The 25,605-nt window shown below is 63.4% G+C and carries 24 protein-coding genes; 1 reads left to right on the top strand and 23 read right to left on the bottom strand.

Annotation, left to right across the window (positions count from 1 at the left end; translation table 11 throughout):
* Nucleotides 1-330: 330 nt before the first annotated feature.
* Entirely contained in the window at nt 331-1,590 is a 1,260-nt protein-coding gene (gene murA, locus M1L53_RS23995; protein ID WP_003941314.1) for a UDP-N-acetylglucosamine 1-carboxyvinyltransferase, read from the bottom strand.
* Nucleotides 1,591-1,644: 54 nt separating this feature from the next.
* On the opposite strand from murA, the gene M1L53_RS23990 reads away from it, so the two are divergent.
* Nucleotides 1,645-2,217 carry a cob(I)yrinic acid a,c-diamide adenosyltransferase gene (locus tag M1L53_RS23990; RefSeq protein ID WP_030537338.1) on the top strand — a complete coding sequence of 191 codons (573 nt, stop codon included), beginning with the start codon at nt 1,645-1,647 and terminating at the stop codon, nt 2,215-2,217.
* 10 nt (nt 2,218-2,227) lie between these two features.
* On the opposite strand, the gene M1L53_RS23985 is transcribed toward M1L53_RS23990, so the two are convergent.
* The 22 genes from M1L53_RS23985 to argS all read right to left on the bottom strand — a co-directional run bounded on the left by M1L53_RS23985 (nt 2,228) and on the right by argS (nt 25,574).
* Nucleotides 2,228-2,650 carry a DUF2550 domain-containing protein gene (locus M1L53_RS23985; RefSeq protein ID WP_029255703.1) on the bottom strand — a complete coding sequence of 141 codons (423 nt, stop codon included), beginning with the start codon at nt 2,648-2,650 and terminating at the stop codon, nt 2,228-2,230.
* 49 nt (nt 2,651-2,699) lie between these two features.
* The gene (locus M1L53_RS23980; RefSeq protein ID WP_054186742.1) at nt 2,700-3,068 is read right to left on the bottom strand and encodes a F0F1 ATP synthase subunit epsilon; all 369 of its coding nucleotides are present in this window, start codon (nt 3,066-3,068) and stop codon (nt 2,700-2,702) included.
* A gap of 6 nt (nt 3,069-3,074) precedes the next feature.
* Nucleotides 3,075-4,526 (bottom strand): F0F1 ATP synthase subunit beta, encoded by a 1,452-nt coding sequence (gene atpD / locus M1L53_RS23975; RefSeq protein ID WP_003941349.1) that lies wholly within the window; start codon nt 4,524-4,526, stop codon nt 3,075-3,077.
* 3 nt (nt 4,527-4,529) lie between these two features.
* Nucleotides 4,530-5,513: a F0F1 ATP synthase subunit gamma gene (locus M1L53_RS23970; protein WP_003941320.1), complete on the bottom strand. Its 984-nt coding sequence runs from the start codon at nt 5,511-5,513 to the stop codon at nt 4,530-4,532.
* A 48-nt stretch (nt 5,514-5,561) separates the two neighbouring features.
* A complete protein-coding gene (atpA, locus tag M1L53_RS23965; protein WP_007726218.1) occupies nt 5,562-7,205 on the bottom strand; it encodes a F0F1 ATP synthase subunit alpha in 1,644 nt (547 codons plus the stop codon).
* 62 nt (nt 7,206-7,267) lie between these two features.
* A complete protein-coding gene (locus M1L53_RS23960) occupies nt 7,268-8,092 on the bottom strand; it encodes a F0F1 ATP synthase subunit delta (RefSeq protein ID WP_003941304.1) in 825 nt (274 codons plus the stop codon).
* 5 nt (nt 8,093-8,097) lie between these two features.
* Nucleotides 8,098-8,658 carry a F0F1 ATP synthase subunit B gene (locus M1L53_RS23955; RefSeq protein WP_003941337.1) on the bottom strand — a complete coding sequence of 187 codons (561 nt, stop codon included), beginning with the start codon at nt 8,656-8,658 and terminating at the stop codon, nt 8,098-8,100.
* A 7-nt stretch (nt 8,659-8,665) separates the two neighbouring features.
* Nucleotides 8,666-8,908, bottom strand: coding sequence for an ATP synthase F0 subunit C (locus tag M1L53_RS23950; protein ID WP_003941327.1), 243 nt, complete (start codon nt 8,906-8,908; stop codon nt 8,666-8,668).
* Between the two features lie 83 nt (nt 8,909-8,991).
* The gene (gene atpB, locus M1L53_RS23945; protein ID WP_042445557.1) at nt 8,992-9,819 is read right to left on the bottom strand and encodes a F0F1 ATP synthase subunit A; all 828 of its coding nucleotides are present in this window, start codon (nt 9,817-9,819) and stop codon (nt 8,992-8,994) included.
* A 280-nt stretch (nt 9,820-10,099) separates the two neighbouring features.
* Nucleotides 10,100-10,570, bottom strand: coding sequence for a glycine zipper family protein (locus M1L53_RS23940; RefSeq protein WP_030537336.1), 471 nt, complete (start codon nt 10,568-10,570; stop codon nt 10,100-10,102).
* 32 nt (nt 10,571-10,602) lie between these two features.
* Entirely contained in the window at nt 10,603-11,790 is a 1,188-nt protein-coding gene (locus M1L53_RS23935; protein ID WP_083471113.1) for a glycosyltransferase family 4 protein, read from the bottom strand.
* Nucleotides 11,787-13,112: a serine hydroxymethyltransferase gene (glyA, locus tag M1L53_RS23930; protein ID WP_054186743.1), complete on the bottom strand. Its 1,326-nt coding sequence runs from the start codon at nt 13,110-13,112 to the stop codon at nt 11,787-11,789. Before glyA ends, M1L53_RS23935 begins: the two co-directional genes overlap by 4 nt.
* A 2-nt stretch (nt 13,113-13,114) precedes the next feature.
* A complete protein-coding gene (locus M1L53_RS23925; protein ID WP_003941345.1) occupies nt 13,115-13,777 on the bottom strand; it encodes an L-threonylcarbamoyladenylate synthase in 663 nt (220 codons plus the stop codon).
* Nucleotides 13,774-14,706, bottom strand: a complete 933-nt coding sequence (prmC, locus tag M1L53_RS23920; RefSeq protein ID WP_054186744.1) for a peptide chain release factor N(5)-glutamine methyltransferase — start codon at nt 14,704-14,706, stop codon at nt 13,774-13,776. Before prmC ends, M1L53_RS23925 begins: the two co-directional genes overlap by 4 nt.
* A gap of 77 nt (nt 14,707-14,783) precedes the next feature.
* Nucleotides 14,784-15,863, bottom strand: a complete 1,080-nt coding sequence (prfA, locus tag M1L53_RS23915) for a peptide chain release factor 1 (RefSeq protein ID WP_003941341.1) — start codon at nt 15,861-15,863, stop codon at nt 14,784-14,786.
* Between the two features lie 146 nt (nt 15,864-16,009).
* Nucleotides 16,010-16,246, bottom strand: a complete 237-nt coding sequence (gene rpmE, locus M1L53_RS23910) for a 50S ribosomal protein L31 (protein WP_003941310.1) — start codon at nt 16,244-16,246, stop codon at nt 16,010-16,012.
* A 225-nt stretch (nt 16,247-16,471) separates the two neighbouring features.
* The gene (gene rho / locus M1L53_RS23905; RefSeq protein WP_054186745.1) at nt 16,472-18,622 is read right to left on the bottom strand and encodes a transcription termination factor Rho; all 2,151 of its coding nucleotides are present in this window, start codon (nt 18,620-18,622) and stop codon (nt 16,472-16,474) included.
* Nucleotides 18,623-19,125: 503 nt separating this feature from the next.
* A complete protein-coding gene (gene thrB, locus M1L53_RS23900) occupies nt 19,126-20,070 on the bottom strand; it encodes a homoserine kinase (RefSeq protein WP_054186746.1) in 945 nt (314 codons plus the stop codon).
* 44 nt (nt 20,071-20,114) lie between these two features.
* Entirely contained in the window at nt 20,115-21,197 is a 1,083-nt protein-coding gene (thrC, locus tag M1L53_RS23895) for a threonine synthase (RefSeq protein ID WP_003941280.1), read from the bottom strand.
* Complete coding sequence (locus tag M1L53_RS23890) at nt 21,194-22,507, bottom strand: homoserine dehydrogenase (RefSeq protein ID WP_007726192.1); 1,314 nt, start codon at nt 22,505-22,507, stop codon at nt 21,194-21,196. The genes thrC and M1L53_RS23890 overlap by 4 nt, the downstream gene beginning before the upstream one ends.
* The gene (gene lysA / locus M1L53_RS23885) at nt 22,504-23,925 is read right to left on the bottom strand and encodes a diaminopimelate decarboxylase (protein ID WP_003941384.1); all 1,422 of its coding nucleotides are present in this window, start codon (nt 23,923-23,925) and stop codon (nt 22,504-22,506) included. The genes M1L53_RS23890 and lysA overlap by 4 nt, the downstream gene beginning before the upstream one ends.
* Nucleotides 23,922-25,574, bottom strand: coding sequence for an arginine--tRNA ligase (gene argS, locus M1L53_RS23880; RefSeq protein ID WP_007726189.1), 1,653 nt, complete (start codon nt 25,572-25,574; stop codon nt 23,922-23,924). Before argS ends, lysA begins: the two co-directional genes overlap by 4 nt.
* Nucleotides 25,575-25,605: the final 31 nt, after the last annotated feature.

Genomic DNA, 25,605 nt, shown 5'->3' with positions numbered 1-25,605 from the left:
GCCGCTCCGGGGCAACTTTTCCAGCCTATCCCAACCTGGCCACCGGCGCAAACCGCTGAACATTCGGGGAAGAACTGGAGGTGAAGCACAACCATACACGATGGAAACTACTTCGAAATTTGGTCAGGCACTTCGTACAACCTCGTGTCACTCGCCGTAAAGGCGGGAGTCGGCGTCCGTGTCGCTCTGACTTGGAATAAGTTACGCGAACCTTCAATCAATTCACAAATCGCCTGGTCACTACAGCGATTGGCCGGCTAAGGCCAGGTCAGACTGTTGCGCCTATCTGCCAATCGCGAATAGACCCGAGTGTGACGCCGAGCACCGAACCTATTCGGAGCCCACCCGCTCGATCACTCCCCCAAGTCCACGGAGATTCTCGACGAATCGCGGGTACCCACGGTCGATGTGGAAGATGTCGTGAACTTCGGTGGTTCCGTCCGCAACCAACCCCGCAAGCACGAGCCCGGCGCCGGCCCGAATGTCCGAAGACCACACCGGTGCACTCGACAACACCGGAACTCCGCGGATCACCGCATGGTGACCGTCAGTACGAGCGTCGGCGCCGAGTCGGATCATTTCCTCGACAAATCGGAAACGCGATTCGAATACGTTCTCGGTGATCATCGACGTGCCTTCGGCAACCGCAGCCAAACCGATTGCCATCGGCTGCAGGTCGGTCGGGAATCCGGGGTACGGCAATGTTGCGAAATTGACCGCTTTAGGCCGTTCACGCTGAATGACGCGGAAACCGTCAACCTCGGGAGTCACCTCCGCGCCGGCCGTCCGAAGCTTGTCGAGGACCAGTCCGAGATGCTTGTGGTTCACCCCACGAACGCGGACGTCACCCCTGGTCATGGATGCCGCGACACCCCACGTTGCAGCGACGATCCGATCGCCGATGACACGGTGCGTAGTCGGTTCCAACTTGCGGACGCCTTGAATGGTGAGCGTCGAACTTCCGCCGCCAGATACCTTGGCGCCCATCTCGTTGAGCATGTTGCACAGATCCACGATCTCGGGCTCACGTGCAGCGTTGTCGATCACTGTCTCACCACGGGCGAGGACCGCTGCCATCAAGATGTTCTCGGTTGCACCCACAGACGGGAAGACCAGGCGGATGTTCGCTCCATGCAGGTCGTCTGCCTCGGCCACTACACATCCGTGTTCGATCTCGCTGCGCGCACCCAACAGGCGGAGCCCGGATTGGTGCATGTCGAGGGGCCTCGAACCGATGGCGTCACCGCCAGGCAAGGCAACAACAGCGCGTCTACAACGCGCGACCAGCGGACCGAGAACACACACTGACGCTCGGAACTGTTTCACCGCATCGAAGTCAGCGTGATACTTCGGCTCGGCCGGCGTCGTGATCCGCACTTCGGAATCTTCGAGTTCGACTTCGCAGCCCAGACCTCGCAGAACGTCCGCCATCAGCGGTACGTCGAGAATGTCCGGGCAGTTGGTCACGACAGTGGTGCCTTCGGCCAACAGCGCCGCGGCCATCAGCTTCAGCACACTGTTCTTGGCCCCTCCCACCAGTACTTCACCTTCGAGGCGGTTACCCCCGGTCACAAGAAAGTGCTCACTCACGGTTCACAGCCTAGAGCCACAACCTCGTCGGCACCGCGCCGGTACCGTAGCCCTATGTCTGTTCACCTGACGAAGATCTACACCCGGACCGGCGACGACGGGACCACGGGCCTCAGCGATTTTTCCCGCGTGTCCAAGAACGATCCGCGTCTGATCGCCTACGCGGATTGCGACGAGACCAATGCAGCGATCGGTGTGGCCGTTGCCCTCGGCACTCCCCCGGAGAATCTCCTCGCAATGCTGCGCCAGATCCAGAACGACCTTTTCGACGCAGGGGCCGACTTGTCCACCCCCGTGGTCGAGAACCCGAAGTACCCGCCGCTACGAGTGACTCAGTCCTACATCGATCGACTCGAAGGATGGTGCGATGAACTCAATGAGCAACTGGCACCGTTGAATTCGTTCATTCTGCCGGGCGGAACCGCCTTGGGAGCCCTGCTTCACGTAGCAAGAACCGTCTCGCGGCGTGCTGAGCGTGCGGCTTGGTCCGCCATCAATGCGAACCCGGAGGACACGAGCGTGCTCCCCGCGAAATACCTCAACAGATTGTCGGATCTGCTCTTCATCATGGGAAGAGTGGCAAATCCTGAAGGCGATGTGCTCTGGAAGCCCGGCGCCGGGGCTTGAGCGGGACCGGTCAGGCGGTGCGTCGCCTACGGGCGCGCCCGTCCGGCCGCGATTCCACCCAGGACAGGAACGCTGTCAATGCTCCACTGTCCAAAGCGATTTCGTAGGCCGACGAGCCGTCATTGACCTTGACCACGACGATGTCGTCGCTCATGATGTCGAATTCGGTACCCGAGGGAGAACGACGGCTCTCGACCTCGATACCTTGACGATCGATCCTGGAGTCCGGGCCCGGCCGCAGACTCGACAGTTTGAAAAAGACAAAGGTGCTTTCGCCGTAGCGAATGATTCCGTGACGCCACCCGCTGTCCCCCGGGGACGGCAGAACACGAAGCAGTGCAGCGGTACCGCCGCGACGCAGAACCAGCAGACGATACAGAAAAGCCGCGACGAGAACCGCGAGCAGCACAACCAGAATGATCAACACAGTCATTCCGAATGTCACTGTTCGTCGGCTCCCGTCGCGGCTTTACTCGAGTAACTTACGCGCGCTCGACGGCCCGGAGCTGACCCTTGGCGACCGCAGTCGCTTCGAGGTCGCCCGAGTTCTCGGCCAAGACAGCCTTGGCTGCCTCGACGTCGATGTCCTGTGCCATGTCCGCGGACTCGGCAAGGATCGTCACCGTCGTCGCAGTGACGGAGAGAAATCCTCCGTGTACCGCAGCAACGATACGCTCGCCGTCGACCGAGGTGATCGACACGGTTCCGCCCTCGATCAGCTGGCCGAGGACCGGCTCATGCCCAGGCATGATTCCGATTTCACCCTCGGTGGTCTGAGCGCTGACCAGCGTCGCCGAACCAGACCACAAGCGCTGCTCGACGGCAACGAGTTCTACGGTCATCTCAGCCATCGTGGACTACTTCCCGGCCATCTTCTTGGCTGCAGCCTCGACGTCGTCGAGTCCACCGCAGCTGTTGAATGCCTGCTCGGGCAGGTGATCGAACTCGCCCTTGCAGACGCGGTCGAAGGCTTCGATCGTGTCGCGGAGCGGCACGACGGAGCCGGGCTCACCGGTGAACTTCTCGGCAACGATGAAGTTCTGGCCGAGGAACTTCTGGATACGACGGGCGCGGCCGACGAGGACCTTGTCCTCTTCCTGAAGCTCGTCCATACCGAGGATGGCGATGATGTCCTGCAGTTCCTTGTACTTCTGCAGAATGCGCTTGACCTCGTTGGCAACGCGGAAGTGCTCGGCACCGACGATGCCGGGCTCCAGGATGCGGGAGGTCGAGCTCAGCGGATCCACAGCGGGGTAGATACCCATCTGCGAAATCGGGCGCGAAAGCTCGGTGGTGGCATCGAGGTGCGCGAACGTCGTAGCCGGCGCGGGGTCGGTGTAGTCGTCGGCGGGCACATAAATAGCCTGCAGCGAGGTGATCGAGCGACCGCGAGTCGAGGTGATGCGCTCCTGGAGCTCACCCATCTCGTCCGCCAGCGTGGGCTGGTAGCCCACTGCCGAAGGCATACGGCCGAGGAGGGTGGAAACCTCGGAGCCTGCCTGCGTGAAGCGGAAGATGTTGTCGATGAACAGCAGAACGTCCTGGCCCTGAACGTCGCGGAAGTACTCCGCCATCGTCAGTGCGGACAGGGCGACGCGCATACGCGTTCCGGGCGGCTCGTCCATCTGGCCGAAGACAAGGGCGGTGTCCTGGAGGACGCCCATCTCTTCCATTTCCAGGTGGAGGTCGGTGCCCTCACGGGTACGCTCACCGACGCCTGCGAACACCGAGGTGCCCGAGAACTCGCGAGCGATACGCGTGATCATTTCCTGGATCAGAACGGTCTTGCCGACGCCGGCGCCACCGAACAGGCCGATCTTTCCACCCTTGACGTACGGGGTGAGAAGGTCGATGACCTTGATGCCGGTCTCGAGGATCTCGGTCTTACCTTCGAGCTGATCGAAGGCTGGTGGCTTGCGGTGGATGCCCCACTGCTCGCCGTCGCGGCCGAGGCCGGGGGTGTCGAGGCAATCGCCCAGGGCGTTGAACACGTGGCCCTTGACGACGTCACCGACGGGAACCGAGATCGGCTTGCCCGAGTCGGTCACTGCAGTGCCGCGGACGAGGCCGTCGGTGGGCTGCATGGAGACGGTGCGGACCAGGTTGTCACCGAGGTGCTGTGCAACCTCGAGCGTCAGCGTCTTGGCGACCGAGGGAAGCGTGATCTCGGCGTTCAGGGCGTTGAACAGTTCAGGAACAGCGCCACGCGGGAATTCAACGTCCACGACGGGACCGATGACCCGCACGACGCGGCCGGCTACGGCCGAAGCCGAACCTGCCCCGTTGTTTTCGGTTACTGCTGCGGTCATGTGCTAGTCACTTCCTGCGCTCGAGGCGAGCGCGTTGGCGCCGCCGACGATCTCGCTGATTTCCTGGGTGATCTGGGCCTGGCGAGCCTGGTTGGCCTGACGGCTCAACGTGTTCACCAGTTCGTTTGCGTTGTCCGTCGCGGCCTTCATGGCAGTACGACGGGCTGCCGACTCCGATGCCGCAGCATCGAGAAGCGACGAGAAGATACGAGTGCTGACGTACTTCGGGAGAAGAGCGCCGAGAAGCTTCTCGGGCTCGGGCTCGAAGCTGAAGTCCGCGACGGGGCCATTGTCATGGTCGTCGTCGTGGCCGTTGGTCAGCATGTCGTCACCGAGTTCGATGCGCTCTTCCGACACGAAGACCTCGAGAGGAGCCATACGGCGAACCTCGGGAGTCTGCGTCAGCATCGACACGAAGCGGGTGTAGACGATATGGAGTTCGTCGACGCCCTCGATCGTGCCTTCACCGTTCGGAGCGGCAACCTGGTTACCCGAACCAGCCATGAACAGCTCCACCAGGTGGCGGCTGGCCTTCGCTGCATCCGAGTAACCCGGATCCTGCGAGAAGCCCGTCCACGCAGCACCGATGTCGCGGCCGCGGAACGTGTAGTAGCCGAGCCCCTTGGAACCGAGCACGTACACGACCGGCTCCTTGCCCTCGCTGCGGAGGAGAGCCATGAGCTCTTCTGCCTGCTTGAGGACGTTGGAGTTGTAGCCACCACACATGCCGCGGTCACTGGTGACAACGAGGACCGCTGCCCGCTTGGGCTCCGGACGCTCGTTGAGCAACGGGTGATCGAGCGAAGCAGACGCACTCGCCAATTCGGTGAGTACCTTCGTGATCTCCTCGGCATACGGCTTGGACGCGGCGACGCGAATCTGAGCCTTGGTGATACGCGAAGTCGCGATCAGTTCCTGTGCCTTGGTGATCTTCTTGGTCGAGTTGACCGACTTGATACGAGACCGCAATTCGAGAATGCTCGCCATCGATCAATCACTCTCCCTTCGGAATTCGCAGTGTCATGGGCGCGTACGTCACTTGCTGACGGTCTTGCGCTTGACGTTGATCTGCTCGTTCGCGACCTCGTCGGCGCCCAAAGCGTCAGCCTCGGCTTCGTTCACGACCCGGCTTCCGTCGGATGCGATGAAGCCTTCCTTGAACTTGTTCGTCGCGGCGATCAGCTCAGCAGCGTTGTCGGCATCGAGTGCCTTACCGCCGTTGATGCTGGAGTAGACGCCAGCAGCCGAGTGCTTGAGGTCTTCGAGCAGTTCCTTCTCGAAGCGACGGACGTCGCCGATCGGAACGCTGTCGAAGATGCCTTCGCCGGCCAGGTAGATCGAGACGATCTGGTCCTCGACGGGGATCGGGCTGTACTGATCCTGCTTGAGTAGCTCGACCAGACGGGCGCCGCGCTCGAGCTGAGCCTTGGAGGCAGCGTCGAGGTCGGAAGCGAAGGCGGAGAACGCTTCGAGCTCACGGAACTGAGCCAGTTCCAGACGCAGCGAACCGGAAACCTTCTTCATGCCCTTGGTCTGTGCAGCGCCACCGACGCGGGAGACCGAGATACCGACGTTGATCGCGGGGCGAACGCCCTTGTTGAACAGGTCGGACTCGAGGAACACCTGACCGTCGGTGATGGAGATGACGTTGGTCGGGATGTAAGCCGAGACGTCGTTCGCCTTGGTCTCGATGATCGGCAGAGCCGTCAGCGAGCCACCGCCGAGTGCGTCGGACAGCTTCGCCGAACGCTCCAGCAGACGGGAGTGCAAGTAGAAGACGTCACCGGGGTAAGCCTCGCGTCCCGGCGGGCGACGCAGCAGCAGCGAGATGGCGCGGTACGCCTCTGCCTGCTTGGTCAGGTCGTCGAACACGACCAGAACGTGCTTGCCCTGGTACATCCAGTGCTGGCCGATGGCCGAGCCGGTGTACGGTGCGAGCCACTTGAAGCCTGCGGAATCAGATGCCGGAGCAGCAACGATGGTGGTGTATTCCATCGCGCCCTTCTCCTCGAGGGCAGCCTTGACGCCCGCGATGGTGGAACCCTTCTGACCGATGGCAACGTAGATGCAGCGCACCTGCTTGTTGACATCGCCGGAATCCCAGTTGGCCTTCTGGTTCAGGATGGCGTCGATGCAGACCGCGGTCTTGCCGGTCTTGCGGTCGCCGATGATGAGCTGGCGCTGGCCGCGGCCGATCGGGGTCATGGCGTCGATAGCCTTGATACCGGTCTGGAGCGGCTCTTCGACCGGCTGGCGCTCGAGCACCGAAGCGGCCTGGAGCTCGAGTGCACGGTTCTCGGTGCTCTCGATCTCGCCGAGGCCGTCGATGGGCGCACCCAGCGGGTCGATGACGCGGCCGAGGAAAGCATCGCCGACGGGAACCGACAGAACGTCGCCCGTGCGCTTTACTTCCTGGCCTTCTTGAATGTTCTGGTAATCGCCAAGGATGACGGCACCGATTTCGGTGGCATCCAGGTTGAGCGCGACGCCGACGATTCCACCGGGGAACTCCAACAGCTCGTTGGACATAGCCGAAGGCAGGCCAGAGACGTGCGCAATGCCGTCACTGGTGTCGGTCACTGTGCCGACCTCCTCACGGGAGGCCTCCGGGGAGTAGCTCGCGGTGTAGTTGTCGATCGCGCTACGGATCTCGTCGGAGGAGATCGTCAGCTCCGCCATGTTTTTCCTGCTCTCGGTGTCTGGTCTTCGAAAAGATCTGGAGTATGTGTTCGGCTGAAGGACTACTTGAGGTTCTTCCGCAGTGCTGCGAGTCGACCCGCTGCGCTGCCGTCGATAACCTCGTCGCCCACCCGGACGACCAAGCCGCTGAGGAGTTCTGGATCGACCTCGACGTGCACTGCTACCGGCTTCCCGTAGGTGCGGGTAAGAGTGCTCGCCAAGCGATCCGACTGCTCCGAGCTCAACGCCGAGGCGCTGCGAACGTGAGCAACGGTGGTATCGCGCTGCGCTGCGGCAAGATTCGACAGCTGATCGAAAGTGTCTGCGGGTGCAGACTTCAACCGGCCGACAGCCTGTCCGGCGAGTGCCTCGGTGACCGCGGTGACCTTGCCGTAGAGCAAGCGGGAGAGGAACTCACGCTTGCGGGCTGCGGGAACCGACAGATCCGAGAGCGTCTGCTCCAGGCTGGGATCCCCTGCCACGATGCGACCGAGACGGAAGAGCTCGTCCTCAACGGTGTCCAACTGGCTCTGATCGGCTGCGGCGCGGAGCAGAGCTTCGCGTCCGAGCAGTTCGAGCGAGTTGACCAAGTCGCGGGCCGCAGACCAGTCCTGGCCTGCAGCTGCCTTCACGGTGGCGAGCGCCTCGGCGCCGACCTTTCCGGAGAACAACTGCTCTGCCAAAGCCTGGCGACCAGCGGCCGGTGCCGAAGCGTCAGCCAGCGCGCTGCGAAGAGCGCGCTGGCCGTCGAGTACCTCGACCACCGAGAAGAGCTCGGACCCAGCCTGAGCAGAAGCAGCAGTTGCGGCTCCTGCAGAGACGGCGCCCAGGGCACTGCTCAGCGCAGAACGAGTCTGCGCCAAGGCTTCACGGCTCGCTGCGTACATGTTGCTCACTTCCTGGCTGAATCAGCGCTGACGGTGTCGAGCTCGTTGAGGAAACGATCAACCGTTCCGGCGCGCTTCACGTCGTCGGCGAGGGACTCCCCGATGACCTTCTCGGCCAGGTCTACAGCGGTCTTGCCGAGATCCGAGCGGAGCTCAGCGACAATCTGCTGACGCTGGGCGACGAGCTGGCTGTGGCCTGCGGCCACGATGCGGTCGCTCTCGTCCTGCGCCTGAACCTTCATGTCAGCGATGATCTGCTGACCCTGGGTACGCGCTTCCTCACGGATCTGCGCTGCCTCGGTACGAGCTTCGGCGAGCTGCGCGCGGTACTGCTCGAGCGCTGCTGCTGCCTCCGCCTGTGCGTCTTCGGCTTTCTTGATGCCGCCCTCGATCTGCTCGGTGCGTTCGGCCAAGACCTTCTGGAACTTCGGAAGAACGAGCTTCCAGAAGACGAAACCAACTACTACGAGCGCGACCGCGGACCACACGATGTCGTATGTCTCGGGGATGAGGGGATTGTGTTCAGTCGTCCCCTCCGCCGCGAGAATTGCGATGGTGGCTGCCATGTCGGTCTTAGAAGATGAAGCCGGCGACGAGGCCGATCAGCGCGAGGGCCTCGGTGAATGCAATACCGAGGAACATGGTGGTACGAACCTGGCCGGCCATCTCGGGCTGGCGGACCATGCCTTCGATTGCCTTGCCCACAACGATGCCCACGCCGATGCCGGGGCCGATTGCTGCGAGGCCGTAGCCGATGGCTCCGTAGCCGCGCGACTTGGTCTCGACAACTTCCTGAGCGAGGTAAGCGATGCTCATGGTGTTCCATTCCCTTTCTGTTGACCTCCGCCGGATTCGGCAAGAGGCTCAGTTCTTGGTGTAGCTGGTGAGGAGGTAAAAGGTCAGTGCTCGTCGGCGTGGAGCGCCAGATCGATGTACACCGCGGTCAGCAGCGCGAACACGTAAGCCTGCAGGAAGATGACCAGCAGCTCGAAGAACGTGAATGCGATACCGGCAATGATCGACGGAACACCGAAGATCGCCTGGAATCCGCCGGACACGAAGAAGAAGTAGTTCGTCGCGCTGAAGAACAGCACCAGCAGGATGTGGCCGGCCAACATGTTGGCCATGAGACGAACCATCAGCGTGAACGGGCGCAGGATGAAGGTCGAGATGAACTCGATGGGCACCAACAAGAAGTGCAGGGGCAGCGGGACGCCGGGAACGACGATGCTGCTCTTGACGTACTTGAAGAAGCCGTACTTCTTGATTCCGACGTAGTTGAACACGATGTAGGCGAGCGCCGCGAGTACCAGGGGCATACCGATTCGTGCGTTCGGCGAGATGTTCAGGAAAGGAATGATGCTGGCCAGGTTGCTGGCGACCACGATGAAGAAGATCGTCGTGATGACCGGCAGGAAGCGCTTGCCCTGTTCCTTGCCCAGGATCTCCTCGGCGATGTTGATCCGAACGAAGTCGAGCGCAAGCTCAGCGGCGTTCTGAAGTCCGCGGGGAACCAATCGAGGGCTGCGCATCGCGATCACGAAGAAGGCTGCGACCAGCACCGACATCAGCAGACGAATCAGCATCAGACGGTCGAGCTCGAAGGGGCCCGCGTGGATCAACACGGAGGGCGGGAAAAAATCGTCTAGTGACGGCGCATGGAATTCATCCGCGGCCAGGGTGGTGACGCTCAGCGTTCTCTCCCGTAGTCGGTCCGCAGCCATCATTGACTGCGGTTCGATCGGACATTGACGATCTACAAGTCGACAAGTTCGACTCGCGCATTCGTCAGCAGCTGGAGAACCCTAGAGGGGCCTGGCGTCTGTCGGTGTCGGCGACTCTCGTCGACTCAGTGGTCAGAATTTCGACCACCTGCGAGCACATGGCATCGTCGGCTGAGTGTTACTCGGCCCACCATTGCTCTCGCTTGAACCGAACCTTATCAAGTCATCTACGACATTGTGTAGATGGGGTACCTGGAAGTCCGATTAGTTACCTCTTGTAGTACTACTCGTCGTCGTCGACGTTGCTGCTGGGAGCGGGATCGACGTACGGAGTTTTGGTTCCCAGGACGCCGTAAGTCTCCGCACCGAGCACCACGACCAGCGACATGATGATGACCAGGACGAGGGCGGTCTTGTTGTAGAAATCCATGTCCGAGAGGACAAAGAGAACCACCATCGCGAGAATCATCTTCAGCAGCCAGGTACCGAGCAGAACGGCACCGGCCGTGAGCGCAGGCAGCTTCGCTGTGAGCAGCACGCCCAACGCCGTGAACAAGATGAACCCGCCGCCGACGGCTGCGCCGATCAGAGCGCCGTAGACGCCTTCCTTACCGGCGAAGAGCCCGCCCAGGAGCGCGCCGACCACGGCCAGCGCGATCAGCCCCATCACACCCCACTTCACGGCCGACTTCATGGCGGCGGTCGAATCAGGGATGGGTTGCGAGGCAGGTACAGGCTGCGGCGTGTTCGTCACGATGCCCAAGGGTAATGGATCGGAAAACTTGGCTAGCGACGCTGCTGCTTGCGATCGATCAGGGAAGGCACCGCAGTGAAGAACAACGCAAGAACCAAACCGGCCGCGACGAGTACAACAACCAGCTGACGATTGAGCAGCGAGGATCCGACGGCACCGAACGCCAGGACGCTGACCCACAGGTAGATGACCAGCACAACTCGTCGGTGCGTGTGTCCGATCTGCAAGAGGCGATGATGCAGGTGCATCTTGTCCGGACTGAACGGACTGACGCCCGCTTTCGTCCGGCGGATCACGGCCATGAGCATGTCCAGCATCGGGATGAACATCACAGCCCCGACCAGCAACAACGGCGCGAGGAGGCCGACGAGGTCGCGGGTTCCGTAAGCAGCGAGCGGAATACGACCGGATGCACTGGTGGAGATCGCGGCCAGCATGAGACCGATCAACATCGACCCGGAATCGCCCATGAAAATGCGCGCTGGATTGAAGTTGTGTGGAAGAAAACCGAGACAAGCGCCTGCCAAAGCCGCCGCGATCATCGCCGGCGGGTAGACACTCGCGTCGCCGCCCTGATCGTGGAGAAGACCGATCGAGAAGATGAGGATGGCGAGCGCCGCAATCAGACCCAACCCGGCGGCCAATCCGTCGAGACCGTCGACAAAATTCATGGCGTTGATGGTCGCGACGGCAACAGCAACGGTGAACAGTCCGGATTGAATCTGATCGAGGATGATGGTGGACCCACCGTCACCGCCGAACGGGTTGTAGATGATGAACCAGCTGACGCCCATCACCACGAGAACGCCGGCAGCAGTCACCTGACCGACAAATTTGGTGAGGGCGTCGAGGCCCCACCTGTCGTCGATCACACCCACGAGGACGATGACGGCGCCAGCTACGAGCGCAGCGTGTACGTCAGGACTGCCGAAGCCGAAACCTCTTGTGAGCGCGGGTAATTGCTGCGCAAACAGCAGACCGACAGCCATGCCGATATACATTCCGACGCCACCGAGGCGCGGAATCGGCTCGACGTGAACGTCCCGATCACGAGGAATCGCGACAGCGCCGAACCGCAGCGCCAACAACCGGACTGCGCCAGTCGCCAGGTAGGTCACCACCGCCGCCGTACACAGCACGAGCAAAAGTTCACGGATGGGAACACCCGCTCCCCCGCCACCCTGTGCCAGATACGTGGTCGCCTCGTAGGAAGTGATCACTGCTCGAGATCACCCGTCTGGCGGGCATAGGCAGGCTTTGCCCGGACCAGTTCGCGAACGCCGTCGGCAACTGCTGCCAACTCGGCCTCTCCTGACGTGGTGGCGGGGTCCGCGACAACTGCGCGCGCGATCAACTCCCCCACCACGCTCATGTCGGAGCGGTTGAAACCCTGGGTCGTCACGGCCGCGGACCCGACGCGGATTCCGGACGTGACGGCGGGCGACTGCGGATCGAACGGAATCGCGTTCTTGTTGAGCGTGATCGAAGCCAGTCCGCACCTACGCTCGGCGTCGACGCCGGTGACACCGCTTGCGCGCAGGTCGAGAAGCGCCAGATGTGTGTCGGTTCCACCGGACACGGTGCGCAGACCGCGAGCTTCCAACGACAGCGCGAGCGCCGATGCGTTGGCAACCACTTCCTGTGCATACCAACGATATTCCGGCGTCGACGCCTCTTTGAACGCAACCGCTTTCCCGGCGATCGCATGCATCATCGGGCCGCCTTGAATGAAGGGGAACACCGCGCGATCTACAGCCGAGGCATGCTCGCTGCGGCACAGGATCATTCCGCCGCGCGGGCCTCTGAGGACTTTGTGCGTCGTCGCGGAGACGACGTCGGCGTACGGAACGCACGAAGGTATCGCCCGGCCTGCCACCAGTCCGATGAAGTGGGCGGCGTCGACCCACAGGATCGCACCGACCTCGTCTGCGATCGAGCGGAAGGCTGCGAAGTCGATGGTGCGGGAGTACGCGGTCGCGCCGGCGACGATGATTTTCGGCTTGTGCGCCAGAGCCAGGGTGCGAACCTCGTCGTAGTCGATCAATTCGGTGGCCGAATCGACGTGATAGGGAACGGTGGTGAACCACTGCCCAGAAAAGCTGACGCGAGACCCGTGAGTCAGATGCCCACCGTGCGGCAGACTCATCGCCAATACGGTGTCGCCGGGCTTGGCGAATGCGGCGTACACCGCGAGATTCGCAGTGGCCCCCGAATGCGGTTGGACGTTGACGTGCTCGGCGCCGAACAGCGCCTTTGCCCGATCGATCGCCAGATTCTCGGCTACGTCGACGTACTCGCACCCGCCGTAGTAACGCCGACCCGGATAGCCCTCGGCGTACTTGTTGCTCAGGGTCGAACCCAAGGCAGCCAGTACCGAGGGGCTGGTGAAGTTCTCGCTCGCGATGAGTTGAAGTCCGTCGCGTTGACGCTCGAGTTCGGCCAGCGCAACAGCCGCGATCTCGGGGTCTGCCGTGGCAAGCTCACCGAAATCCGGTCCCCAATACGTGGATTCCCCCGCGCGCTCGCCGCCGGCGCCGACCATCGTTACGAAACTCCCTCTACGAGACTTTCCGGACTGGTGCCCAATACCTCGGCGATGGATTCTGCCGAGACGGCACCCACTCGCAAGATACGCGGTGAATTGCCGGTCAGGTCGACGATCGTGGAAGCAACGGCGTGTTCGGCCTTGCCCCCGTCGAGATACACGCTGGCAGATCCGCCGAGCTGATCTCGGGCCTCCTCGACGGTAGTTGCCGGCGGACGCCCCGAAATGTTGGCGCTCGAGACGGCAAGCGGTCCGACATCGCGCAACAGTTCGAGAGCAACCGGGTGCAAGGGCATGCGGAGCATGACGGTTCCGCGGGTGTCACCGAGGTCCCAGGCAAGTGAAGGCGCCTGCTCGACGACCAAACTCAGTCCGCCGGGCCAGAATGCGCGGATCAGATCCCGTGCCTGCGGGCGCACGCTGTAGACGAGCCCGTCGATGGTGTTCCACGATCCGACCAGAACCGGGACGGGCATGTCTCGCCCGCGTCCCTTGGCGCGCAACAGACTCGTGACAGCTTCGCTGTCGAACGCGTCGGCGGCGAGTCCGTAAAGGGTGTCGGTAGGGAGAACTACGAGTCGGCCGGCCTTGAGCGCGTTCTTCGCGGCGGCCAAGCCTGCGGTTCGGGAATCTGTCTGACTGCAGTCGTACACGGTACTCACTCAGCCATCCTTTCACTCTGCGCTTCGGGCGTTCGATTCCGCTGTGCTTCGACGTCGGTGGCGACACGTCTGGCGACGACGAATCGCGGACGACCGGCAAGATCTGGATGCTGCGCGACCTCGCCGAATACCCGGCGCGCCGAGAACAGCGCAGCGACGCCGTCCCCGTTGGTGTCGTCGTGCTCGATGCCTGCCGCGCCGCCGATTCGAAGCCACCGCGCGATGTTGCTGATCATGGGTTTGATGACGGACAGACCGTCGACGCCACCGAACAACGCGGTGTGCGGGTCGTAATCCATGACCTCAGGCTGCAATTGCGCGCCTTCGGGGATGTACGGCGGATTGGAAACGACCAGATCGACGCCGCCCTCGAGCCCTGGCAACAGGTTCCGATCGGTGACATCGCCCTGATGCAGATGGATCGGTGTATCACCGGCTGCCTCGCGGTCGGCAGCATTACGACGCGCCCACGCCAGGGCGGCGGGCTCCTTCTCCACGGCGTGAACGACGGCGTCCGGACGGGCCTCGGCGATGGACAGCGCGAGTACACCCGATCCCGTGCACAGGTCCAGAACTACCGGCGGCTTGCTTCCGCAACCTTCGAGGAACGAGAGTGCCCAACCCATGAGCAGTTCGGTTTCCGGCCGCGGAATGAAGACACCCGGCCCGACAGCGACGTCGATGTTGCCCATCGACGCGACTCCGATGATGTGCTGCAACGGAATCCGCTTCACCCGTTGCGCAACCAACTCGTCGAACGCCGCGATGACCTCGGGATCGACCAACGGAATCAGCCCGAGACGCGTGCGTTCGACCCCGAGCAGGTGGGATGCCAACAACTCGGCGTCGGTGCGTGGGCTGGGCACACCTGCGGCGTCGAGCTGTTTTGCAGCTTCGATCAGCGCCAAACGAAGTGGAAGTCGACTCACGGGTACAGCCTGCCACGCTCGACCGACACGCGGTTCACCGAGTTCCCGGCGGGATGGAGGTCAGTCATGGTCTGCATCTACTCGGCCGCGAGACGCGCCTCTCGGTCCGCCTTGCCCAATGCATCGAGAAGTGCGTCGAGCTCACCGTCGAGCACCGCGTCGAGGTTGTGCGACTTGAATCCGATGCGGTGATCGGTGATGCGGTTCTCGGGGAAGTTGTAGGTGCGGATGCGCTCCGAACGGTCCACCGTCCGAACCTGACTCTGGCGACCTGCCGACGCTTCAGCGTCCGCGGCTTCCTCGGCGACTACCTGCAAACGGGCTGCAAGGACCTGCATGGCGCGCGCCTTGTTCTGGAGCTGCGAACGCTCGTTCTGGCAGGTGACGACGATGCCGGTCGGAAGGTGCGTGATTCGGACAGCAGAGTCGGTCGTGTTGACGCCCTGACCGCCCTTGCCGGACGAACGGTAGACGTCGATACGCAGGTCACTTTCGTCGATCTGGACCTGCTCGACCTCTTCGGGCTCCGGGTAGACCAGAACGCCGGCAGCCGAAGTGTGAACGCGCCCCTGGGATTCGGTGACGGGCACTCGCTGGACGCGGTGAACGCCGCCCTCGAACTTCAGCCGCGCCCACACTCCGTCCGGGGTGTCCGACTTGCTCTTGATCGACAGCGTGGCTTCCTTGTATCCGCCGAGATCGGAGACCGTCGCGTCGAGAATCTCGACGCGCCAGCCATGCCGTTCCGCGTAGCGGACGTACATGCGGGCCAGGTCCGAGGCGAAGAGCGCGGATTCTTCGCCGCCCTCACCGGACTTCACTTCGAGGACGATGTCGTCGCCGTCATGCGGATCACGCGGCGCCAACTGATCGGTAAGCGTCTGCTCGAGCTGCGCGACCTCGGCTTCGAGATCGGGGATCTCGGCGGCGAAGCTGGAATCGTCGGCGGCTAGTTCGCGCGCGGCTTCCAGATCGTCCTGCGCAGCGGTGAGCTTGTTGTACGTCGACATGATCGGCGAGAGCTCGGAGAACCGTTTACCGACGCGCCTGGCAGCGGCAGGGTCGTTGTGCAGCGCCGGATCGGACATCTGTGCTTCGAGACCGGCGTGCTCCGCCAAGATGTCGTCGATGGCCGAGGGCTGGGTTGCGCCTGCCATGGTTCGCTCCGCTCTGAGTTTCGATTCCTACGGTGCGCGCTTGAAGGTATTTCGACGCCGGGACCCGGGAAACGCGCAAACCGAGTGCAGGCACAAAAAAGCCGACGCCCGATCTGCGCATGGCAGATCGGGCGTCGGCGGAACAGCTAGGACTCGGTGGCCGGGACCTTGCTGTCTGCGCGCTTGCCGTAGCGAGCCTCGAAGCGAGCGACGCGTCCACCGGTGTCGAGAATCTTCTGCTTGCCCGTGTAGAACGGGTGGCACTGCGAGCAAACCTCGACGTTGATGCGTCCGGACTCCTTGGTGCTGTGGGTCTCGAACGTGTTACCGCAACCGCAGACGACGGTGGTCGCTACGTAGGTTGGGTGGATTCCTGCCTTCATGGTGTCCCTTTCAATGGTCGCCGGGTCGACGTCGCCAATCGACATCGTGAACCGGAACCGGACTCGGCCGTTCAGTATGCCAGATGCGGTACCTCACCGGATAATCCGCGTCTCGCACGCCTCGGGGTGGCTGTACGAAGTTGTCAACGCACTGCCCCTCGGTTTTGTTCCGCCCACGCAAAAGGCCCACAACCAGCTGGTTGTGGGCCTTTGACGTCGAGCCGATCAGTCGTCGATCGCACCCGGTGCGGTCTTGGAGACCTGCATCAGGAACTCGAGGTTGTTCTTGCTCTTCTTCAGTCGATCGATCAGCAGATCGATGGCCTGATGCGAGTCCAGACCGGACAGGACGCGGCGGAGCTTGTGCAGCACCGCAGCTTCGTCCGGGCTCAGGAGCAACTCGTCCTTACGCGTGCTGGACGGGTTGACGTCCACGGCCGGGAACACGCGGCGTTCGGCGATCTTGCGATCGAGCTTGAGCTCGGCGTTGCCGGTGCCCTTGAACTCTTCGAAGATCACGGTGTCGCCGGTGGATCCGGTCTCGACCATTGCGGTAGCGATGATGGTGAGCGATCCACCGTTCTCGATGTTGCGGGCAGCACCGAGGAAACGCTTCGGCGGGTAGAGCGCCGTCGAGTCGACACCACCGGAGAGGATGCGTCCCGACGCCGGCGAGGAGTTGTTGTACGCACGACCCAGACGCGTGATGGAGTCGAGCAGTACGACGACGTCCTTACCCATCTCGACCAGGCGCTTCGCACGCTCGATTGCCAGCTCGGCAACTGCGGTGTGATCTCCCGGCGGGCGGTCGAAGGTGGAGGAAATGACCTCACCCTTCACGCTGCGCTGCATGTCGGTCACTTCCTCGGGACGCTCGTCCACGAGGATGACCATCAGGTAGCACTCAGGATTGTTGGTGGCGACGGCATTCGCGATCGCCTGCAACACGCTGGTCTTACCGGCCTTGGGCGGGCTCACGATGAGGGCGCGCTGGCCCTTACCGATGGGCATCACCAGGTCGATGACACGCGTGGTGAGAATGTGCTGCTCGGTCTCGAGGCGCAGACGCTGGTTCGGGTACAGCGGCGTGAGCTTGTTGAACTCGGGGCGCTTCTTCGCGGCCTCGACGTCGCCGCCGTTGACCGTGTCGATACGGACCAGCGGGTTGAACTTCTGACGCTGGCTGCCCTGCTCACCGTCACGCGAGACGCGGACGGCACCGGTGATGGCGTCGCCACGGCGAAGGCCGTTCTTGCGGATCAGGTTCATGGAGACGTAGACGTCGTTGGGACCGGCGAGGTACCCGGACGTACGCACGAAGGCGTAATTGTCGAGGACGTCGAGGATGCCGGCGACCGGCTGCAGGACGTCGTCCTCACGAATCTCGGTCTCGCGTGAATCGTTGGGTGCGCCACCCTCACCGCGATCGCGACCACGGCCACGGCGCTCGCGGAAACGGCGTCCGCGGCGTCCGCGTCCACCCTCTTCGTCGTCGTCCGGTCCGTTGTTGCGGTTGTCCGTGCGAGGACCGGCGTTGTTCTGATTGCCGCGGTCCTGGCGGTCCTGGCGATCCTGGTTGCCCCGGTTGCCCTGGTTCTCACGCTGGCCCTGGTTGTCCCGATGGCCCTGGTTGTCCCGCTGGCCCTGGTTGTCGCGCTGGCCCTGGTTGTCGCGGTTGCGCTCGCGGCGGGGACGCTCGTTGCCCTGCTCGGCGGGAGCCTGATCAGCGTCGGACTTGCCCTCGGTGCGCGCAGGACGCTCGGCCGAAGCCTCGGCCTTGGCGGTCTCGGCGACCTTCGAAGAATCGGCGGCCTTCGCGGTGTCCGCGTCGGACTTCGCCGAAGGAGCTTCCTGCTCGATGCTCAGTTCGCCCTGGTCGGGTGAACCTGCACGACGAGCGGCGCCACGACGCTGACGTCCGCGACGGGGTGCGCTCTGATCGGAATCCTCGGCGGATTCGGTACGCGCAGGCGCGGCCTCGGCAGGAGCCGATTCGGCTGCCGGAGCTGTTTCGGCTGCGGGGGTTTCGGTGCGTGCGGCGCGAGTGCTCTTGGCACGAGTGCGCGCAACGGGTGCGTCGTCGAGAGTGAGTTCACTCTGTGCGGGTGCAGCCTTTGCGCTGCCGCCCTGGCGCTCTTTGATGGCTGCGATCAGGTCACCCTTGCGCATGCCGGAAGTGCCTTTGATGCCCAGTTCACCCGCAAGAGTGCGGAGTTCGGTGAGCACCATGCCGGAGAGTCCGGCACCACGGCGCGTTTCGGCACGCTTCGTGGAGGTCGCCACCGCACCGTTCGATGCTGAAGATGACGCCTGAGAATTGTCGCCTGATTCCGACCCGGCGGGTGCAGAAGTGGCGATGAGGTCCGTATCGGTCACGGAGGTCCTTTCCTTCCCTCACTCGCACTGCGCAAAGTCGAGGGTTCGTCCCGCAGTTCGATTGAATACCGAACTCGGTGGTGCCGTACGTGGTTGCTGTCCAGAACTGCCGGCTTGTCCGCCGTCACATGATTGTCGGAAACTCTCGCCTCAAACTTTTCATGCGCTCGCAAACCTGCCCAACGCGCCTTCGTCGACGATTCACTCCCCCGTGTGTTGAACCCCAGAGTGATGGAACCTCTGAGTGTTCGATCCGCGGAGGATTCAAACCTTCGGAGAAGGTACAAGCGTGAGGATCATGCCTGCGAGAATCATGCCAAGGACTGTGGACCCCGATTGGGAAGGAGTTTTGCCCCCTGGTGATGCACCGGCGACTGACGCGCACGATGTACGGACATAGCCCAGGATAGCGCCCAAACCTGAGTCCGGCAAGAATTTGGACGACTGGGTGTGTCAGTTCACTACCGATCGGTAGTGGGCGATCACCTGGACCAAGGCAGGGATCAGACCGTCGTCGTGGATACTTCGACGCCGTCGGCGATGTCCAATTCGAGCACACGTAGTCCGTCTGCCCGCGCCGCTTCCGCGAGTTCGTCGGGGAAAGGTTCTGTGCTGAGCGCCAACACGGTGGGGCCGGCTCCCGAAACGGTCGCAGCAATACCCGCCTCGCGCAGGATCCCGATCCATCGCGTCGTGAGCGGAAGCGCGGGTGCGCGCTGTGCCTGATGCAGGCGATCCTCGGTGGCCGCCATCAACAGATCGGGCCGAGCAGTGAGCGCAACGACGGCGAGCGCGCTGCGGCTCGCGTTGAACGAGGCATCCTGGTGCGGAACCAATTCGGGCAGGAGCCCGCGAGTGTGTGCGGTGGACGACCGCTCCTCGGGAACCAGTGCCACAGCACGGATGTCGGGATGGACGTCGAGTTTGGCCGCGGAGTAGATCGGCTCGTCGCCTTCGACGGCCGGTGGGCAACTCCACGAGACGACTGCGCCACCGAGAACACTGGCAGACGCGTTGTCCGGGTGACCTTCGAACTCGGACGAGAGTTGAACCAACTGCTCTTCCGTCAAGCCGATCTCGGCATCGAGCGCGCGCGCCAGACCGTTGGCTGCTGCCAATCCGCCGACAGCCGCGGAAGCCGAGGATCCCAACCCGCGCGAATGCGGAATCGCGTTGCGGCACAACACGTCCAGGCCACTGGCCCACACTCCGGCCGCTTCGAGACCACGCTCGATGGCGCGGACCACGAGATGCGAAGGACCCCAGGGCACGTCGGCAGCGCCTTCACCTTCGACGCGAATCTGAAGGCCTGAATCCGTTGTGGTGACCACGATTTCGTCGTACAACCCCAACGCCAGACCGAGGGTGTCGAACCCCGGCCCCAAGTTCGCACTCGAGGCCGGGACGCGAGCAGTCACCGAAAGGCCGATAGGCAGGGTTATAGTCATGTCAGACACCGGATTCCGCGGAGTGGTCGATGAATCCACGGACACTATGCAAGCTCGAGGGCAGCCGCGACGGCAACGGGATCGACACCGATCGGCTCGACGTTCGGCATACCCTTCAAAGCCGTGTCAGGATCCTTGAGACCGTTACCGGTCACCGTGCACACGACGGTCAGGCCCGGCTCGAGCCAGCCCTCTGCACGTGCGGCGAGCAGGCCGGCGACGCTGGCTGCCGACGCCGGTTCGACGAAGACGCCCTCGGTGGCGGCGATCAGACGGTAAGCCTCGAGGATCTTCTCGTCGGTGGCGGCACGGAATGCACCGTTCGACTCTTCCTTCGCGGCGACAGCGCCGTTCCAGGAAGCGGGAGAACCGATTCGGATTGCGGTGGCGATGGTTTCGGGATCCTTGACGGGTGCACCGTTGACCAGCGGAGCCGCTCCGGCTGCCTGGACGCCGAGCATGCGGGGCTTGACCGTGGTCAGACCGTCCGCGTAGTACTCGGAGTATCCGCGCCAGTACGCGGTGATGTTACCGGCGTTTCCGACCGGGAGTGCGTGCACGTCGGGAGCCTTGCCGAGGACGTCCATGATCTCGAATGCCGCGGTCTTCTGGCCTTCGATGCGCACCGGGTTGACCGAGTTGACGAGACCGATGGTGGGGAATTCGGCCGTGGTCTTGCGTGCCAGCTCGAGGCAGTCGTCGAAGTTGCCCTGGACCTGAATGATCTTGGCGCCGTGCATGACTGCCTGCGCAAGCTTGCCCATGGCGATCTTGCCCTGCGGGATGAGCACGGCGCAGGTCATGCCGGCCTTGGCTGCATACGCAGCGGCCGAGGCGGAGGTGTTGCCGGTGGACGCGCACAGAACTGCGCGCTGGCCACGGGCCAAGGCGTCGGTGACGGCCATCGTCATGCCGCGGTCCTTGAAGGAACCGGTGGGGTTGAGGCCCTCGACCTTGAGGTAGACGTCGCAGCCGGTGATCTCGGAGAGGTGGCCGGCCGGCAGGAGCGGGGTGCCGCCTTCGCGCAGGGTGACGGTCTTCCAGTTGTCACCGATCGCGAGACGGTCCCGGTATGCCTCGATGAGACCCGGCCATGCCTTGTGGACGGGGTTGACGATGCCGGTCATTGTTCAGTGCCTTCCAGTCGCAGCACGCTGGTCACAGCGGTGACGAATTCGAGTTCGTTGAGGGCCGCCACGGTCTCGGAGAGAGCCGCGTCGGTTGCTACATGAGTGACGACCACCAGACGCGCGCCGGCGCCGGCGCCCTCCTGGCGGACGACGGAGATGCTCACGCCGTGCTTGGCGAACTCGGCGGCGACTGCGGAAAGCACACCTTCCTTGTCCGCGACCTCCATGTTCACGTAGTAGCGCGTGAGGATGTCGCCCATCGGGGCGACCTTGAGCTTGGCGTACTTGGACTCGCGGGGGCCGCGGCCGCCGTGAACCTTGTTGCGCGCAGCCATCACCAGGTCACCCATCACCGCGGAAGCGGTGGGGGCGCCGCCTGCGCCCTGGCCGTAGAACATGAGCCGGCCGGCGTTCTCTGCTTCCACGACAACGGCGTTGAACGCGCCGTTGACCGAGGCCAGCGGATGGCTGAGCGGAACCAGCGCCGGGTACACGCGAGCGGAAATCCGCTCCTTGCCCTTGGGCGTGACGATGCGCTCGCAGATCGAGAGCAACTTGATCGTGCAGTCGAGTGCCTTCGCCGAAGCCAGGTCGGCGGAGGTGATCGTGGAGATTCCTTCGCGGTACACGTCCGCGGCAGTGACGCGGGTGTGGAACGCGATCGACGCGAGGATCGCTGCCTTCGCCGCGGCGTCGTAGCCTTCGACGTCCGCGGTCGGGTCGGCTTCCGCGTATCCGAGGCGTCCGGCTTCGGCCAAGGTCTCTTCGTAGTCGGCGCCGGTCTCGTCCATCGCCGAAAGGATGAAATTGGTGGTGCCGTTCACGATTCCGGCGACCTTGTTGACACGGTCTCCGGCCAACGACTGTGTGAGCGGGCGGATCACGGGGATCGCGCCGGCAACAGCGGCCTCGAAGTACAGGTCGACAGAGTTGGCCTCTGCAGCCTCCGCCAATTCACCGGTGTGGTCCGCGAGCAGCGCCTTGTTGGCGGTTACGACCGACTTACCGGAGTTGAGGGAAGAGAGAATCAGCTTGCGAGGGAGCTCGATTCCGCCGATCACCTCGACCACGATGTCGACGTCGTCACGACCGACCAGGGACTCGGCGTCCGTCGTCTGCAGTTCCTCGGGAATTCCGCGGTCCGAGCCGATACGGCGGACGGCAACCCCCCGCAGTTCCAACGGGGCGCCGACGCGAGCTTCGAGTTCCTCGGCCTGCTCACGAATGATCCGGACGACCTCGCTCCCGACGTTGCCGAGGCCGAGAACGGCCACACCGATAGCGCGATGCGCCGATTCGCTCGTCACTGCGATACCTCCAAGCTGAGCAGATCTTCCACTGTTTCCCTCCGCAGAATCACGCGTGAGACTCCGTCACGCACCGCCACCACGGCTGGGCGGGTGAGCAGGTTGTACCTGCTCGACATCGAATAGCAGTATGCACCGGTCGCTGCTACCGCTAGTAAATCACCGGGCCCGACGTCCTCGGGCATCCAGGTGTCCCGAATGACCACGTCACCGGACTCGCAGTGCTTACCGACGATACGTGCAACGACGGGATCAGCCTCGGAAGTTCGCGAAACCAACTTGGCTTCGTACTCCGCACCGTAGAGGGACGTGCGGATGTTGTCGCTCATCCCGCCGTCGACGCTGATGTAGCGGCGTGTCAGCGAGCTACCCACCGTGACGTCCTTGATGGTGCCGACCTCGTAGAGCGTCACCGTGCCAGGTCCGGCGATGGCGCGGCCGGGTTCGACGGCAAGCGTCGGCTCCGGCAATCCGGCCAGTGCGGACTCGTTGCGCACGATGTGGCCGAGCTTTGCTGCCAGTTCGTCGACGGGCGGCGGGTCGTCGGAGGGGATGTACGAGATCCCCATGCCGCCGCCGAGGTCGATGATCGAAATCTGCTTGGTCTTCTCGACTCCGAACTCGGTGACGACGTCGCGGAGCAAACCGATCACGCGGTGCGCTGCCACCTCGAAACCGTCGACGTCGAAGATCTGCGAACCGATGTGGCTGTGCAGGCCGACCAGGCGCAAGTTGTCGGCAGCGAAGACGCGACGGACCGCGTCGATCGCCGCTCCCCCGGCCAGCGAGAAACCGAACTTCTGGTCCTCGTGTGCGGTGGAGATGAATTCGTGAGTATGCGCTTCGACGCCGACGGTCAGTCGGATCAACACGTCCTGAACGACACCGGCCTCACCGGCGACACGATCGAGTCGGTCGATCTCGATCGACGAGTCGAGCACGACGTGTCCGACGCCCGCGGCGACACCAGCGGCCAGTTCGGCGACTGACTTGTTGTTGCCGTGCATGGCAATTCGCTCGGCCGGGAAGTCCGCGTGCAACGCGATCGCCAGTTCGCCGCCGGAGCAGACGTCGAGCGAGAGGCCTTCGTCGGCGACCCAGCGTGCGATCTCGCCACAGAGGAATGCCTTGGATGCGTAGTGCACCTTGGCATCCGGGCCGAAGGCGCGGGCCATGTCACGGCAGCGCGAGCGGAAGTCGTCCTCGTCGATGACGAACAGCGGGGTGCCGTACTTCTCGGCAAGTTCACCGACCTTGACACCCGCGAGGGTCACTTCACCGTCGTCGCCACGAGAAGCGTTGCGCGGCCACACCTGCGGTGAGAGTTCGCCGAAGGCTTCGGGGCTGGTCGGACGGTCGGGCAAGCCGGGGGCCTGCAACTGCTCGGCGTGCTTGGGGCCGGCGGGGTGCGCGTTCACATTTGCTCCGGTGCGGTGACGCCGAGCAGTTCGAGACCGTTGGCCAGGACCTGTCGGGTGGCGGCGCAGAGAGCCAGACGCGCGCGGTGCACGTCGGTGGCGTCTTCGTCGCCTTGCGGAAGGATGCGGCACGCGCCGTAGAAGCGGTGGTACGCACCCGCGAGTTCTTCGAGGTAGCGGGCAATACGGTGCGGCTCACGCAGATTCGCAGCGCTCGACACGACGCGTGGATACTCGCCGATCGTGCGGATGAGGTCACCCTCCTGCTCGACGGTGAGCAGGGCGAGGTTGCTCGCGTCGGCGGACAGACCGAGGTCTGCGGCGTTGCGGGCGATCGCCGAGAGGCGTGCGTGCGCGTACTGCACGTAGTAGACGGGGTTCTCGCTGCTGGTCTTGGTCCACAGGTCGAGGTCGATGTCGATGCTCGAGTCGACCGACGAGCGGATCATGACGTAACGCGAGGCGTCGACGCCGATTGCCTCGACCAGGTCGTCGAGGGTGATGACGGTGCCTGCACGCTTGCTCATCTTGACGGCAGTGCCGTCCTTGACGAGGTTGACCATCTGGCCGATCAGCACCTCGACGGTGTCCGGATCGTCGCCGAATGCGGCAGCGGCAGCCTTGAGACGGCCGATGTAACCGTGATGGTCGGCGCCGAGCATGTAGATACAGAGGTCGAACCCACGGGCGCGCTTGTTCTGGAAGTAGGCGATGTCACCGGCGATGTAGGCGGCGTTGCCATCGCTCTTGATGACGACGCGGTCCTTGTCGTCGCCGTAGTCGGTGCTCTTGAGCCACCACGCACCGTCTTCGTGGAAGAGGTTGCCCGAACCCTTGAGGGATTCGACGGCCTTCTCGACCGCACCGGATTCGAAGAGCGAGTTCTCGTGGAAGTAGACGTCGAAGTCGACGCCGAAGTCGTGCAGGGTCTGCTTGATGTGCGTGAACATCAATTCGACGCCGATGGCGCGGAAGGTTTCCTGCTGCTCGTCGGCAGGCAGATCCATGACGTCGGGACGCTGCTTCAGAACCGAGGCGGCGATGTCGGCGATGTATGCACCGGCGTAACCGTCTTCGGGAGCAGGTTCACCCTTCGCTGCAGCGATCAGCGAACGCGAGAAGCGGTCGATCTGGGCACCGTGATCGTTGAAGTAGTACTCACGTGTTACCAAACCACCCTGCGCGGACAGAATGCGTCCGAGCGCGTCTCCGACTGCGGCCCAACGGGTTCCACCGAGGTGAATCGGTCCGGTGGGGTTGGCGGAGACGAATTCGAGGTTGATCTTCTTGCCGGCGAGGGAGTCACCCGAGCCGTACGACGCACCGGCTTCGAGAACCGACACGACGATCCCGCCCTGGGCGTCCTTGTCCAACCGAATGTTGAGGAAGCCGGGCCCGGCGATCTCGGCGGATTCGATTCCGTCGGCAGCGGTGAGGGCTTCGGCGATCCAGCCCGCCAGCTCGCGGGGATTCGTGCCGACCTTCTTGGCTACCTGCATGGCAATGTTGGTGGCGTAATCGCCGTGCTCGGGGTTGCGTGGTCGCTCGACGGTGAGGGTTTCGGGTAGCACGGATACGTCGAGGCCACGATCGGCAAGGACGCTCGCTGCGGTTCCGCGGAGCAGTTCGGCAAGGTCAGCTGGAGTCACAGGTATTCATCCTATTGCCTGCACACCGGAA

It is taken from the genome of Rhodococcus sp. T9N, from assembly GCF_024436645.1.
Lineage (GTDB): Bacteria > Actinomycetota > Actinomycetes > Mycobacteriales > Mycobacteriaceae > Rhodococcus_F > Rhodococcus_F qingshengii.
Note: the sequence above shows the minus strand (reverse complement) of the source record. Positions and strands in the feature narration are given on the sequence as shown.

Coding starts and splice junctions, on each gene's coding strand:
- M1L53_RS23950 (WP_003941327.1), bottom strand. CDS start 8,908: ATGAGCATCGCTTACCTCGCTCAGGAAGTTGTCGAGACCAAGTCGCGC.
- M1L53_RS23970 (WP_003941320.1), bottom strand. CDS start 5,513: ATGGCGAGCATTCTCGAATTGCGGTCTCGTATCAAGTCGGTCAACTCG.
- glyA (WP_054186743.1), bottom strand. CDS start 13,112: ATGGTCGGCGCCGGCGGCGAGCGCGCGGGGGAATCCACGTATTGGGGA.
- M1L53_RS23980 (WP_054186742.1), bottom strand. CDS start 3,068: ATGGCTGAGATGACCGTAGAACTCGTTGCCGTCGAGCAGCGCTTGTGG.
- M1L53_RS23960 (WP_003941304.1), bottom strand. CDS start 8,092: ATGTACGCAGCGAGCCGTGAAGCCTTGGCGCAGACTCGTTCTGCGCTG.
- M1L53_RS23955 (WP_003941337.1), bottom strand. CDS start 8,658: ATGGCAGCCACCATCGCAATTCTCGCGGCGGAGGGGACGACTGAACAC.
- M1L53_RS23990 (WP_030537338.1), top strand. CDS start 1,645: ATGTCTGTTCACCTGACGAAGATCTACACCCGGACCGGCGACGACGGG.
- thrC (WP_003941280.1), bottom strand. CDS start 21,197: ATGACCGGCATCGTCAACCCCGTCCACAAGGCATGGCCGGGTCTCATC.
- M1L53_RS23985 (WP_029255703.1), bottom strand. CDS start 2,650: ATGACTGTGTTGATCATTCTGGTTGTGCTGCTCGCGGTTCTCGTCGCG.
- prfA (WP_003941341.1), bottom strand. CDS start 15,863: ATGGCAGGCGCAACCCAGCCCTCGGCCATCGACGACATCTTGGCGGAG.
- atpD (WP_003941349.1), bottom strand. CDS start 4,526: ATGACCGCAGCAGTAACCGAAAACAACGGGGCAGGTTCGGCTTCGGCC.
- rpmE (WP_003941310.1), bottom strand. CDS start 16,246: ATGAAGGCAGGAATCCACCCAACCTACGTAGCGACCACCGTCGTCTGC.
- atpB (WP_042445557.1), bottom strand. CDS start 9,819: ATGATGGCTGCGGACCGACTACGGGAGAGAACGCTGAGCGTCACCACC.
- atpA (WP_007726218.1), bottom strand. CDS start 7,205: ATGGCGGAGCTGACGATCTCCTCCGACGAGATCCGTAGCGCGATCGAC.
- thrB (WP_054186746.1), bottom strand. CDS start 20,070: ATGACTATAACCCTGCCTATCGGCCTTTCGGTGACTGCTCGCGTCCCG.